We start from the raw sequence: 13,263 nt of genomic DNA, 5'->3' as shown, positions 1-13,263 counted from the left end.
CCGAACTGGTACTCGTGCACACGACTACCTGCTGATCATCCGCCAGCCAAACCGCCAAGCCGACGCGTCCCGATCTCAATTACCCCCGAGGCCGTAAGCGGTCTCGGGGAAGTGGGGTGCGTTTCCGCGTCGTCCGGTGCGGTGCATCGCAAGGCGGAGCTGCACGCCTTTACTGGACGTACCAGCGTGCTGCGACAACGCGGCGAAGCGCCGTGCCGGGCGGCGCGGGGGCGCGTGCCTCACTTCCCCGGGGCCGCTTTAGAGCGCGCGCAGGGCGTCCACGGCGATGCGGGCGGTGGTGCCGATCACCGCGTCGGCCGCGGGGAGGGTGGCTGCGGGGTTGGCGGCCCGGGTGAAGACGGCGACTGCGTAGCGGCCGCCGTCGGGGTACTCGATGACGCCGACCTCGTTGCGTAGGGTCGGCAGGCTGCCGGTCTTCCCGGCCACGTGGACGTCGTCGAAGGGGAATCCGGCGGCCATCCGGTGGGGCCACACCTGGAGTCCGAGCAGTCGGCGGATCGCGGCGCCGTGTTCGGGGATGCAGGCCTCGTCGCGCCAGACGGCGCCGAGCAGCCGGGTCATGTCGCGGGGCGTGCTGCGGTTGCTGTGGGCCGGGTCGAGGGCGCGGAGCCGGGCGATGACGTGCGGATCGACGAGGGCTTGGGCGCCTGCGGGCCCTGCGTCCTCCCGGACGGTGGCGAAGAGCGAGCGGAAGGTGTGGACGGCGAGGGTACGGGTGAGGCCGAGCCGGGCCGTGGCCTCGTTGACGCCGTCGATGCCTATGCGCGAGAGGAGCAGGTCCGCGGCGGCGTTGTCGCTGAGGGCCGTCATCAGGTACGCGGCGTCGCGCAGGGACATGCGCACGGGATCCAGCATCGCGGCCAGTCCGGTGGGGCCGGCGGTGCGGTCGCCCGGCGGGCACTCGACCTGTTCGCCGAGGTCCACCCGGCCGGCCGCGGCGCGCTGGTGGAGGGCGACGAGCAGGCAGAGCTTGTGCACGCTGGCGGTGACGACCGGCTGGTCCGCGCCGGCGTCGATCTCCGTACCGGAATCGATGTCGACGGCGTGCAGCCGGCCGGTGACGCCGGCTTCGGCGAAGGCTGCGCGAATGCGGTGGAGGGTGTGGTTCACAGCCAGTACTCCGCTGCCGGGCGCAGGTGGAGCGGCCGTGCGGGTACGTCGGCGGTCACCGCCGCAGTGTTCCACAGGGCGCGGGTGGTCGCTTCGGTGAAGGCTCCGACGGCGGCGTCGCCGCGGCCCAGCGGCCAGGCGACGCTGTGCCGCCAGGCCAGCGGGGAGCCGGCGAGGGGCCGCCAGACGATGTCCGCGTGCGGGCCCGCGGCATCGGCCGACCCGGTGTCGCGCGGGGCGAAGGCCACGGCGTTCGCGGAGAGGACGAGGCCGCGGACGAAGCTGGGGCCGCGGCCCTGCCGGACGGTGGCGGGGGTGTAGCCGCCCCGGGCGCAGGTGTTCAGTACGTCGTCGTGCAGGGCGGGGGCCTCCGCACGCGGGAAGAGGACCAGGCCGTATCCGGTGAGGGCGGCGAGGGGTACCTCGTCCAGTGCGGCGGCCGGGGCCTCGCGGGGCAGCAGCACGCCGAGTTCGCGGCGCAGGACCGGCCCGAGCTCCAGCCCGGCGAGGTCGCAGGGGTGCCGGACGAGCCCGACGTCCAGCTCGCGGGAGGCGAACCGGGCCAGCTGCTCGGCGGTGGACAGCTCGTGCAGCTCCAGCTCCACGCCGGGGTGGTGCTGCCGGAAGGCGGCCAGGATCGCGGCGATGGCCTCGCCGGCGAGGTCGGGCGGCAGCGCGGCGCGCAGGAGTCCGCTCTCGCCGTCGCGGATGCGGCGGGCGGTGGCCGCGAGGGCGTCCGCACGGGCGAGCAGCAAGCGGGCCTCCTCCAGCAGCATCGCGCCCGCCGCGGTGATCGTCACCTGGCGGCTGGTGCGTTCGAAGAGCCGGACGCCGAGCTCGCGCTCCAGGCGCTGGATGCGCTGGGACATGGGTGGTTGGGCCATGCCGAGCAGCTCGGCGGCACGGCCGAAATGTCTTTCTTCTGCAACAGCCACGAAGCACTGCAGATGCCGGATCAGGTCCACGGCCAGCAACGATATCGGAGATTGATTGATCCGAGATCGATATGGATCTTGGACGGAGACCCGGCGTCGGTGTTGTGCTCACGGGCATGTCCTCGAACTCCTCGAATTTCTCCACCTCGTTGCCGTCCCCCCACCGCGCCCACCGCCTCCGGCGCACCGCCGCGGTGGGCGCGGTGGCCCTCGGCCTCGCGCTGGCCGCCGCGCTCACCGGCTGCGCGGCGGACTCGCGGCCGCCCGCGGCGGCCGGGCCGACCGTGAGCCTGAACGCGTCCGCGTCCGCGTCCGCCCCCGCCGTCGACAGCCGGGAGCGGCTGACCGTCGACGGCGGCACCCGGGAGTACCTGCTGCACCGCCCCGCCGCGGAGGGCGGCGGACCCCGTCCGCTCCTCATCGCCTTCCACGGGCGCGGCGCCGACGCCGAGCACCTGCGGAAGCAGAGCGGACTGGACGGGGCCGCCGAGGCTCGCGGCATGCTCCTCGTGTACCCCGAGGCCCTGGGCAAGGCCTGGGGCGCCGGCACCGCTCCCACCGGGCAGCGGCCGGATCCGGACGCCGATGTCCGGTTCACCGAGGCACTGATCGCCGAGCTCGTGCGCACCGGCCGGGCCGACCCGCACCGGGTCTACGTCGCCGGGTTCTCCAACGGCGGCTCCATGGCCCTGCGGATGGCCGCGCAGCGTCCGGACCTGGTCGCGGGCGCGGCCTCGGTCTCCGGTGAACTGCCCACCGGGGCCGCCGCCGTGAAGCCCACCGGGCCGGTCCCCGTACTGATCGTCTACGGGGCCGAGGACCCCGTACGGCCCCTGGCCGGCCTGCCCAGTCCCGGGCCGGCCGGTCCCGGGGAGGAACCCATCACTGCGACCATGTCCGCCCGGGCGAGCGCGGAGGCGTTCGCCACCGCAGCCGGGGCGGGCGGTCCGGCCGAGGAGGGCAAGCCCGGCTACGACTCCGCCACCTGGCAGCCCGGCCCCGCGGGGGCAGCCGTACGGCTGCTCGTCATGCACGGCGCGGGCCACACCTGGCCCGGCTCGGCCGCTGCGCCGCCCGCAGGCTTCGGCCCCGTCAGCACCGCACTGGATGCGAGCAGCACCCTGCTCGACTTCCTTTCCCCGCAGCGGCGTTGACGGCAGGCATCGCCTCAGAGCGACGCGCATGGCGGCGCACACCACACGAGGGTCCCGGAGTGTGGTGTGCGCCGCCATGGGCGCGGCTGCCCGCCCTCCCTACTGTTCAGCCATGACGAGCCAACTTCCTTTCCTGCGGGAGCGCGTCGCGCTGGTGACCGGCGGCGGCAGCGGCATCGGCCGGGCCTGCGCGATCGCCCTGGCCGAGGCGGGCGCCACCGTGCACGTGGTCGACATCGGCGAGGAATCGGCCCGGAGCGTCGCCGCACTGGTCGGCGGGCAGGCGCACGTGGCCGACCTCGCCGACCCGGCCGCGATAGAGGGGCTGCCCGCCGCGGTGGACATCCTGGTCAACAGCGCCGGCCTGCAACACGTCGCCCCCATCACGGACTTCCCGGCCGAGCGCTTCGCCCGGATCCAGCAGGTGATGGTCACCGCGCCGTTCCTGCTGCTGCGCCACGTGCTGCCGCACATGTACGCGGCCGGCTGGGGCCGGGTGGTCAACATCTCCAGCGTCCACGGGCTGCGCGCGAGCGCCTACAAGTCCGCCTACGTCGCCGCCAAGCACGGCCTGGAGGGGCTGAGCAAGGTCACCGCGCTCGAGGGCGCCCCGTACGGCGTGACCAGCAACTGCATCAGCCCCGGCTACGTGCGTACGCCCCTGGTCGAGGCCCAGATCGAGCAGCAGGCGGCCGCGCACGGCATCGGCCCCGGCGACGTGCTGTCCGAGGTGCTGCTCAACCGGTCCGCGATCAAGCGCCTGATCGAGCCCGAGGAGGTCGCCGCGGCCGCGGTGTGGCTGTGCGGGCCCCATGCCGGGTACCTCACCGGAACCTCGCTCCCCCTCGACGGAGGGTGGACCGCCACGTGAAGCGGGACGGCCACCAAAAATTAACTACCGGTCAGTAGACAGGGAGGGCGGGCATGCGGATTCTGGCCCCGTACATGTCATTTCGGCCAATGAAGCCCATGAGGAGCGCCCCCACATGCGCAGCACCCACGCCCGCATCCGCACGCTCGGAACCGCCACCGGCACGGCCGCGGCCACCGTCGTCCTGATGCTGGCCCCTGCCGCCTCCGCCCAAGCCGCCCCGGTCCCCACCCCGGCCCCGGCTGCCGCCCCGGCCGCGGCGACGGCCTCCGCGCCCGGCGGCAACGCGCTCATCCGCGGTATCGACTACGGCACCTGGAAGCGCGATGTCGCCGCCGTCATGGCCACGGCCCGCCCGTACGTCGAGCAGCGCATCGCCCAGTCGCCCGCCGGCGAGAAGCCCGCGATCGTCCTCGACATCGACAACTCCTCGCTGGAGACGGACTTCCACTGGTTCTGGACGTTCCCGACCCCGGCGATCTCCGAGGTCCGCGACCTGACCGGGTACGCGAACGAGCGCGGCGTCGCCATCATCTTCGTCACCGCCCGACCGGGGATCATCCACTCCCTCACCGAGCACAACCTCAAGGCGGTCGGCTACCCCGTCTCGGACCTGTACGTCCGGGACCTGCCCGATCTCTTCAGCGAGGTCAGCACCTACAAGACGGCCAAGCGCGCCGAGATCGAGGCCCGCGGCTACACGATCATCGCCAACATCGGCAACAACAACAGCGATCTGGTCGGCGGGCACGCGGAGCGCACCTTCAAGCTGCCGGACTACGACGGCAAGCTCTCTTAGTCGCTTTTCGGCCCCGCTGCCAAGGGTCCCCGCCGCCGGCCGCCTGCACACAGAGGCGGCCGGCGGCGGCGCACCGGGGGGCGGGGCGTCTCATTGCCGTGTCCGCATGGTGATCACACCTGTCCGCCGCCCGGCGGCTGCCCTTAGGCTGACTCCGCAGCTGGTTCGCCCCGTCCTCCAGGCGGGATGCGTCGCAAGAGGGAACCCGGTGGGAATCCGGGACTGCCCCGCAGCGGTGAGCGGGAACGACCGCCGTCATACGCACTGGGCCCGGACGGGTCTGGGAAGCGACGGCCAGTAGGAGTCTCGTACGACGAGACGTGCCCGCGAGTCCGAAGACCTGCCCGTTGCCCGCACGCGACCGTTCGCGTGCGGTGATCCCGGTGACTTCGTGGGCGGGTCGGCGTGCACATTCAGGCGGGCACAGGTGGTCCGTCCGGTTCGTCACTCCTTCGCCCCGGTTTCCCCGGGATCCGTCGCAAGACGCGCACACGCATGCTCGCGAAGGAGAGTCACGTGACAACCGAGTCCGCTGCCACGGCCGTACGCGCCACCGTGTACGGATACCCCCGCCAGGGGCCGAACCGGGAACTGAAGAAGGCCGTCGAGGGCTACTGGAACGGCCGCGTCGGCGCCGCCGCCCTCCGGGAGACCGCCCGCGAACTGCGCCGGAGCGCCTGGCAGCAGCTGGCAGATGCCGGAATCCACGAGGTCCCGACCGGCGACTTCTCGTACTACGACCACGTACTGGACACCAGTCTCATGGTCGGCGCCGTCCCCGCCCGCCACCGCGCCGCCGTCGAGGCCGACCCTCTGGACGGGTACTTCGCGATGGCCCGCGGCACGCAGGATGTGGCGCCGCTGGAGATGACCAAGTGGTTCGACACCAACTACCACTTCCTCGTCCCGGAGTTGGGGCCGGACACCGTCTTCACCGCCGACCCCGCCAAGCAGGTGGCGGAACTGCGCGAAGCCCTTGCGCTCGGGCACCGCGCCCGGCCCGTCCTGCTGGGACCGGTCACGTACCTGCTGCTGGCCAAGCCCGCCCCCGGCGTCTGCGACGACTTCGTGCCGCTCACGCTGCTGGACCGGCTGCTGCCCGTGTACGCCCAGGTGCTGGCCGAGCTGCGCGCGGCCGGGGCCGAGTGGGTGCAGCTCGACGAGCCCGCCCTGGTCCAGGACCGCACCCCCGCCGAGCTGAACGTCGCCACCCGCACCTACCGGGAGCTCGGCGCCCTGACGGAGCGCCCGAAACTGCTCGTCGCCTCGTACTTCGACCGGCTGGGCGAGGCCCTGCCCGTCCTCGCCAAGGCCCCCGTCGAAGGCCTGGCGCTCGATTTCACCGGGGCCGCCGCCGCGAACCTGGCGGACCTCGCCGCGGTGGGCGGGCTGCCGGGCAAGCGCCTCGTCGCCGGCGTGGTCGACGGCCGCAACATCTGGATCAACGACCTCCAGAAGTCGCTGACCACCCTGGGCACCCTGCTCGTCCTCGCCGGCCGGGTCGACGTCGCCGCGTCCTGCTCGCTGCTGCACGTCCCGCTGGACGCCGCCGTCGAACGCGACATCGACCTGCAGATCCGCCGCTGGCTGGCCTTCGCCCGGCAGAAGACCGCCGAGATCGCCACCCTCGCCCGCGGCCTCGGCCAGGGGCCCGCCTCGATCGCGGCCGAACTCGCCGCCAACCGCGCCGACCTGGCCTCCCGTTCGAACTCCCCGCTCACCTGCGACCCCGCGGTACGGACCCGTACGGCGGCGATCGGCGAAGCCGATGCCCGCCGTGCCCAGCCGTACGCCGAACGCTCCGCCGCCCAGCGCGCCCTCCTGGGCCTGCCGCTGCTGCCGACCACGACCATCGGCTCCTTCCCGCAGACCGCCGAACTCCGCACCGCCCGCGCCGACCTGCGCTCGGGCCGGATCGGCACGGCCGGCTACGAGGAGCGCATCGAGGACGAGATCCGCGAGGTCATCGCCTTCCAGGAGAAGGCCGGCATCGACGTCCTCGTGCACGGCGAGCCAGAACGCAACGACATGGTGCAGTACTTCGCGGAGCAGCTCACCGGGTACCTGGCCACCCGGCACGGCTGGGTCCAGTCGTACGGCACCCGTTACGTCCGCCCGCCCGTCCTGGCCGGGGACATCTCCCGTCCCGATCCGATGACCGTGCGCTGGACGACGTACGCCCAGGCGCAGACGGCCCGGCCGGTCAAGGGCATGCTGACCGGCCCGGTCACCATGCTCGCGTGGTCCTTCGTACGGGACGACCAGCCGCTCGGGGACACGGCACGGCAGGTGGCGCTCGCCCTGCGCGACGAGGTCGGGGACCTGGAGGCCGCGGGCACTTCGGTGATCCAGGTGGACGAGCCCGCGCTGCGGGAGACGCTGCCGCTGCGCGCCGCCGACCGTGCGGAATACCTGGCGTGGGCCACCGAGGCCTTCCGGCTCGCCGTCTCCGGGGTACGGCCGGACACGCAGATCCACACGCACATGTGCTACGCGGAGTTCGGCGACATCCTCCGGGCCATCGACGACCTCGACGCCGACGTGATCAGCCTGGAGGCCGCGCGTTCGCACATGCAGGTGGCCGACGAGCTCGCCGGCGCCGGATACCCGCGGGAGGTGGGTCCGGGTGTCTGGGACATCCACTCGCCGCGCATCCCGTCCGCCGTGGAGGCGGCCGCGCTGCTGCGCAAGGGGCTCGAGGCCATTCCGGCCGAGCGGCTGTGGGTCAATCCCGACTGCGGCCTGAAGACCCGCGGCTGGCCCGAGACCCGTGCCTCCCTGGCGAGCCTGGTGGCGGCGGCCCGCGAGGTCCGGGGTGAACTCACCGGCTCCTGACCGGTCCTGACTGCCCGTACGAAGCGTCTGCTCCGGTCCTTCCCGCGGACCGGAGCCACACGTTGAGCCGTACCCGCTCCCGGGCTCGGCTCCACTGCTTCAGGGACGGATCCCGTCGCACGTAACCTGGAGGTGGCGCGGGCCGCGCAGGACCGCGTTCTGCCGGTAGGGCGGCGGGTCCTCGACCAGGCGCGGGTTCTCCAGGCGGCGGGCCAGCTCGCTCAGCGCGAGCTGCGCCTCCAGCCGGGCCAGCGGGGCGCCGAAACAGCTGTGGATGCCGCTGCCGAGGCCCAGGTGCTGGATGTCCTTGCGGTACGGGTCGAAGCGGTCGGGGTTCTCGAAGCGGTGCGGGTCCCGGTTGCCGGAGGCGAGGATCAGCCACATCGAGGAGCCCTTGGGGATGGTCACCCCGCGGACCTCGATGTCGACGAGCGGGGTGCGCTGCGGCAGCAGCTGCACCGGCGGCTCGAACCTCAGCAGCTCCTCCACCATCGGCACCGCGAGCCCGGGCGTCTCGCGCAGCTGCTTCAGCACGTCCGGGTTGCGCAGCAGCGTGAGCATCCCGTTGGTGATCAGGTTGACGGTGGTCTCGTGGCCCGCGATCAGCAGCAGGGCGGCCGTGCTGAGCAGCTCCATCGTGCTCATCGATTCGTCCTGGCCGTGCCCGACGGCCAGTTGGGAGAGCATGTCGTCGCCGGGGTTCTTGCGGCGCTCCTCGATCAGCCCGGCCAGGTACATGCCCAGTTCCATCCGGGCGTCGTGGGTGGTCTTGTCGCGTTCCTTCGGGTCGGCGCCCGGGTCGGGGTCCAGGCTCGCGGCCAGGGTGTCGGCCCAGACGTGGAACCGCGGCTCGTCCTCGCGCGGCACACCGAGCAGCCGGCAGATCATGGTGACGGGGAACGGGTAGGCGAACTGATCGACCAGGTCGATCCGGCCCGGGTCGGCGAGGTTGTCGATGAGACCGGTGACGATGCCCTTGAGATCGTCGCGCATGCCGTCGATGCGGTGCGGGGAGTGCGGCGGCCCGAAGGGCCGGTTGGTCATCCGGCGCAGCCGGTCGTGTTCCGGGGGGTCCAGCTTCAGGAAGCTCGGAGGCAGGGTCGCGGCCCCCTCCTCCTCGCCCTCGGCCAGCGGATCCCCCGCCGTCGCGGCCAGGTTGCGGGCCTCGGAGCTGAGCCGCGGGTCGTGCAGCAGGCTCTGGATGTCGTGGTAGGTGCTGATGGCGTACGGGCCGTCCCCGTCGTGGAACACCGGGGTCTTGCGCAGTTCCGCGTACAGCGGGTACGGGTTCGCGCGGTTGGAGTAGTCGAGGATGTCGCTCAGGATGCCTTGCTTCATGCCGGGTCCTCCGGAGGGCGGGCGGGTCAGTGCCCGGCGGGGGTGAACGTCATCCGCCGGTCGGCCGGCGAATATCCGCTGAGGGTGATCGTCGGTCCGTGCGTGGGCACGGACGGGTCGGGGAAGTCCGCGGGGAGGGGCTTCTGCCCTTCGGGGCGCCGGTCGACCGTGGGGAACGGCGGCGGGAACGGGGCCGTGGCCTCGATCTGCTGCTCGTAGAACTGCAGCCAGCGCGAGTTGTCGAAGGTGACCGCCCCGATGACGCGGCCCTGGTAGCCGTAGACGCCGGTGAAGCGGAGCTCGGCGCGCGAGCCCTGGACGATCAGGATCTCGGTCCCCATCGAGGGCACGCCGACCGACTTGATGTTCACTCCGAACTGGGTGGACCAGAAGGCCGGCACCCAGATGTGGGGGCGGCGCTCGGTGCTCTCGCTGAGCATGTTGTGGGCCGCGGTCTCGGCCTGGGAGACGGCGTTGCCCCAGTGCTCCAGCGACAGGAACTGGTAGCCGAACAGCGGGTGCGGGGAGCGGGCGACGTCGCCCGCCACGAAGATGTCGTCGGTGACGATGCCGCGGATGTCGAAGGCCCGGCAGCCCGCGTCGCAGGCGATGCCGCGCGGGCCGGCACCGAGCCCGGAGCCGGTCAGCCACTCGGTGTTGCGCTGGGCGCCGAGCGAGACGACCACGACGTCGCACTCCAGTGACGTGCCGTCGGAGAAGTGTGCGGCGCGGACCCGTCCGGTGGTGTCGCCTTCGAGGCCGGTGACCATGACGCCGGTGCGCAGGTCTACGCCGTTCTCCCGCTGCATCTCGGCGGCGACCGCGCCGATGACCCCGCCCAGGGCGCCGACGAGGGGCGCGTCGCCGCGTTCGGCGACGGTGACCTCGAGTCCGCGCTCGCGGCAGGCGGAGGCGATCTCGGAGCCGGTGAACCCGGCGCCGATGACCAGGACCCGGCGGGGGCCGGCGTCGAGCCGCCGGGCCAGGGCGGCGCCGTCGTCGCGGGTCCGCAGGACGAACACGCCGTCGAGCTCCGCCTCGGCCGGATTGGGCCAGGGCCTGGCGCGTACGCCGGTGGCGATCAGCAGCCGGTCGTAGGGCACCTCGTCGCCGTCGGCCATCTTGACCCGCTTGGCCGCCATGTCCAGACCGCTCGCCGGTACGCCGAGGCGCCACTCCGCGTCGAGCTCGCGGCGGCGGGGCAGCGCGGTGCGCTCGGCAGCGCCCTTGCCGAGCAGCGCCTGCTTCGACAGGGGCGGGCGGTCGTACGGCTCGTACGGCTCGTCGCCGATCATGGTCAGCGACCCCTTGAAGCCCTTGTCGCGCAGGGTCTCGGCGCCTCGCAGGCCGGCGAGCGAGGCTCCGACGACGACGATCCGGCCGTCCGCCTTGAGGCGGTCCAGAGCTGCGTCAGCCATCGGATGCCTCCCCGCTGCCGGCGCCGGGGGCGCCGGGCGCGGCCGCGGCCATGTCCAGTTCGTCCACGAGGATGGCCTGGACGGGACAGGCGGCGACCGCCTGGGCCACCCGCTCGCGGTAGGCGTCCTCCGCCTGCGGGTCGTAGAGCAGGCCCTCGTCTCCGTGCATCGCGAAGACGTCGGGTGCGAGGAAGGCGCACTGCGCGTATCCCTGGCACCGGTTGAGATCGACGACAAGCCTCAGCAAGGTCCAGTCCTTTCGTTGGCCCCTCCGACTCCCCGGCCAGCGTGCGGCGCGCGGACCGGGAGGGCCCGTCCGGCGGGGCCATCGGGGTGACGGCCGGGCAGGTGTCACGGGGTGCGGCGGGCGGCGCGCAGGATGTACAGGCTCAGGAGCAGGGCCCAGGCCGGGAAGACGAGCTCGGACCAGGGCAGGCTGGAGCCGACCACCAGCAGGAGCAGCCCCGCCAGGGTCCCGATCATGACGAGCGGCCTCGGGAAGACCCCTAGCTTGCGTCCGAGGGTCGAGGTCGCGAGGACGAAGACGGCGGCCATCCGCATCCCGTACGTCGTGAGCAGCGTGTACGCGAAATGCCGGCCGAAGCCGGTGGGGTCTTCGGCGTCGAGCACGGTTCCGGCGGCCGCGACGGCGCAGAAGAGGCAGGCGACGAAGACCAGCCCGCTGCCGAGGAAGACGGTGGCGATGAACCGGTCCTCGGCGTCCCCGGTGTGCTCGCGCAGCGCGCCCATGAACCACAGGAAGGCGATACCGGCGAACGGGACGAGCTCCGTCGCCCAGCGCAGCTGCCCCTGCCTGCCCGGGGCGACCGCCACCTGGTCGCCGCCGGCGCCTTCGGGCAGTGCCATCCGTGCGAGCACCATCGCCGCCGCCAGCAGTACGGCGAAGACGACCCCGGCCAGGCCTGCGGCCTTGGGGGTGCTCAGGTTCTTCTGCCGGGTCTTCCCGGGTGCTCCCTGTGTCATGGCTCCAGCAAGCCGCCGGCCGGGCCCGCGTGCCAGCGGGACGGCGCGGTCGGGTGACGGAGCGGTACGGAGCCTGCCGGATCCGGGGCGGGGGCCGCCGCGGGTGTGCGGCGGCCCCGCCCCGGATCCCCGACGGCCGGCTACGTGGCCGTGATGAGCATGCTGCCCGGCTCGCCCGCACCTTCCTGCTGCGGCGCGGTCCGGGGTGCGCCCGGACCGGTGCCGGCCACGATGAGCGCGAGCAGGACGGCGGCGGCCTCGCTCTGCAGGATCCGGGCGGCCTGCACCAGGCGGTGCGGGTCCGGGGCCGGGATGGACAGGGCCAGGCATTCCGCGTTGGGGCCCGATGTGATCGGGACGGCCGCACAGACGGTGCCCAGGGCGTACTCCTGCAGGTCCAGCAGGGGGGCGCCCGGCCCGCGGGTGTCGAGCTGCCGGAAGAGGTCCTCCTGACGGGTGAGGGTGTGCGCGGTGAACCGCTCCGCCCGGTGCCGGGACAGGTGGTCCTTGCGGCCGTCGGGACCGAGCTGGGCCAGCAGCGCCTTGCCGACCGCCGAGGCATGGGCGGCGGTCCGGAAGTCGGCCCACTCCTCCACGAGCGGTGTCGCCGGACCGTCGGCGTACTGGGTGATGCACACCTCGCCGTCGGTGTAGCGGGCCACGTAGACGGCGGCGCCGACCGCGTCCCGCACCCAGGCGAGGGTCTCCTGCAGGTGTCCGCGCCCGTCACCGGACGCCGCCTCGGTCAGTAAGAGCGCGCGGCCCGCGATGTACGCGCCGGGGCCGGTCGGGACCGCCAGGTTCGCCCGTACCAGCTGCTCCATCACCCGGGCCAGCACCAGCTGCGGCAACCGCGTCTCACGGGCGACCTGCGCGAGGCTGACGCCCCCCGAGTACCGGTTGACGACCTCCAGGACGCGCAGCGCCCGGTGGACGCTCTCCATCGCGACCGGAGCCGGCCGCGCTTCGGCGCAGCTACGGCCGGGCCGGACCGGCTGCGGCTGCGGCTGCCTCAGGGCCTCGAGTGCCCAGGCGTTCGCGTTCGCCTCGTCCGTCAGGTGCAGGAGGTTGAGCCGTGCGTGCTGGGCCACCGCCACCGCCACCTGCGGGCCGAGGAGGAACACCTCGCCCAGGTCGTGGTCGTCGGTCCAGCTCTGGGCGGTCACGGCCCGGCGCAGCCGGGCGGGGATCCGGTAGGGGGGCCGCCCGCCGTGGCCCCGTAGCGCCGTGAGGGCGGTGAGGTCCTGGGTGGTGATCGGCGGCGAGGTCCAGATGACCGAGGCGCCGAGGGCCTCCTCCAGGTTCTCCGGGATCTCCGGCAGGTGCGGCAGACCCTCGTCCGGCGGCAGCACCCCGGCAAGCGCCTTCCAGTGCCGGGCGGTGGCCACCTCGGCGCGTGCGAGGTGGTGGAGGTGGAGCAGGCGGGCCGCGGTCTGCGAGCCGGCTCCTGCCGCGTACTGGAGCCAGAACTGGGCGCCCTCCATCCGGTCGGCCAGGTGCAGGAGACAGCCGAACAGCAGCGCCGGTTCCGCACCGTGGGGCCAGGTTCCGGCGGCCAGGGCGAGTTCGGCGAAGGACCGGCTCTCCGCGAGGGACCAGGCCAGGTCGTCCAGGAGCCGTGCCGCCCGTGCGTGGCAGGCCGCGTCCAGTACGAGGTCGTCCGCCGGGGTGGGCACCGGCGCGGGCAGAGGCGCGGGTCCGCGGAGGGAGGCCGGTGCCGGGAAGCCGCCCCGGCCGGCGGCGCCGGTCGCCGAGCGGGCCCGGTCCGCCGCGATTCTGCGGGCGATGCGCCGCCGGG

At 73.4% G+C, this 13,263-nt stretch carries 11 protein-coding genes and 1 riboswitch; of the genes, 4 read left to right on the top strand and 7 right to left on the bottom strand.

Features of this window, described 5'->3' with window-relative positions; genetic code table 11:
* Positions 1-258: 258 nt before the first annotated feature.
* Positions 259-1,131 carry a serine hydrolase gene (locus AB0M76_RS32175; protein ID WP_365956268.1) on the bottom strand — a complete coding sequence of 291 codons (873 nt, stop codon included), beginning with the start codon at positions 1,129-1,131 and terminating at the stop codon, positions 259-261.
* Entirely contained in the window at positions 1,128-2,096 is a 969-nt protein-coding gene (locus tag AB0M76_RS32170) for a LysR family transcriptional regulator (RefSeq protein ID WP_365956267.1), read from the bottom strand. The genes AB0M76_RS32175 and AB0M76_RS32170 overlap by 4 nt, the downstream gene beginning before the upstream one ends.
* 86 nt (positions 2,097-2,182) lie before the next feature.
* Here AB0M76_RS32170 and AB0M76_RS32165 point away from each other — a divergent pair, with 86 nt between their 5' ends.
* The 4 genes from AB0M76_RS32165 to metE all read left to right on the top strand — a co-directional run bounded on the left by AB0M76_RS32165 (position 2,183) and on the right by metE (position 7,725).
* Complete coding sequence (locus AB0M76_RS32165; protein WP_365956266.1) at positions 2,183-3,220, top strand: PHB depolymerase family esterase; 1,038 nt, start codon at positions 2,183-2,185, stop codon at positions 3,218-3,220.
* Positions 3,221-3,332: 112 nt separating this feature from the next.
* Positions 3,333-4,091: a 3-hydroxybutyrate dehydrogenase gene (locus AB0M76_RS32160; protein ID WP_365956264.1), complete on the top strand. Its 759-nt coding sequence runs from the start codon at positions 3,333-3,335 to the stop codon at positions 4,089-4,091.
* A gap of 115 nt (positions 4,092-4,206) precedes the next feature.
* Positions 4,207-4,890: an HAD family acid phosphatase gene (locus AB0M76_RS32155; RefSeq protein WP_365956263.1), complete on the top strand. Its 684-nt coding sequence runs from the start codon at positions 4,207-4,209 to the stop codon at positions 4,888-4,890.
* Positions 4,891-5,034: 144 nt separating this feature from the next.
* Positions 5,035-5,253: riboswitch (cobalamin riboswitch) on the top strand.
* A gap of 153 nt (positions 5,254-5,406) precedes the next feature.
* Positions 5,407-7,725 carry a 5-methyltetrahydropteroyltriglutamate--homocysteine S-methyltransferase gene (gene metE / locus AB0M76_RS32150; RefSeq protein ID WP_365956262.1) on the top strand — a complete coding sequence of 773 codons (2,319 nt, stop codon included), beginning with the start codon at positions 5,407-5,409 and terminating at the stop codon, positions 7,723-7,725.
* 99 nt (positions 7,726-7,824) lie between these two features.
* Here the strand turns inward: metE and AB0M76_RS32145 are convergent, their stop codons facing one another.
* The 5 genes from AB0M76_RS32145 to AB0M76_RS32125 all read right to left on the bottom strand — a co-directional run bounded on the left by AB0M76_RS32145 (position 7,825) and on the right by AB0M76_RS32125 (position 12,409).
* Positions 7,825-9,063, bottom strand: coding sequence for a cytochrome P450 (locus AB0M76_RS32145; protein ID WP_365956261.1), 1,239 nt, complete (start codon positions 9,061-9,063; stop codon positions 7,825-7,827).
* 26 nt (positions 9,064-9,089) lie between these two features.
* Positions 9,090-10,481 carry an FAD-dependent oxidoreductase gene (locus AB0M76_RS32140; protein ID WP_365956260.1) on the bottom strand — a complete coding sequence of 464 codons (1,392 nt, stop codon included), beginning with the start codon at positions 10,479-10,481 and terminating at the stop codon, positions 9,090-9,092.
* Entirely contained in the window at positions 10,474-10,725 is a 252-nt protein-coding gene (locus tag AB0M76_RS32135) for a ferredoxin (RefSeq protein WP_365956274.1), read from the bottom strand. The genes AB0M76_RS32140 and AB0M76_RS32135 overlap by 8 nt, the downstream gene beginning before the upstream one ends.
* Before the next feature lie 107 nt (positions 10,726-10,832).
* Positions 10,833-11,465 (bottom strand): hypothetical protein, encoded by a 633-nt coding sequence (locus AB0M76_RS32130; RefSeq protein WP_365956259.1) that lies wholly within the window; start codon positions 11,463-11,465, stop codon positions 10,833-10,835.
* 140 nt (positions 11,466-11,605) lie between these two features.
* Positions 11,606-12,409, bottom strand: coding sequence for an IclR family transcriptional regulator C-terminal domain-containing protein (locus AB0M76_RS32125; RefSeq protein ID WP_365956273.1), 804 nt, complete (start codon positions 12,407-12,409; stop codon positions 11,606-11,608).
* Positions 12,410-13,263: the final 854 nt, after the last annotated feature.

The organism is Streptomyces sp. NPDC051364 (assembly GCF_040682115.1).
In the GTDB taxonomy this organism is placed as follows: Bacteria; Actinomycetota; Actinomycetes; order Streptomycetales; family Streptomycetaceae; genus Streptomyces.
Note: the sequence above shows the minus strand (reverse complement) of the source record. Positions and strands in the feature narration are given on the sequence as shown.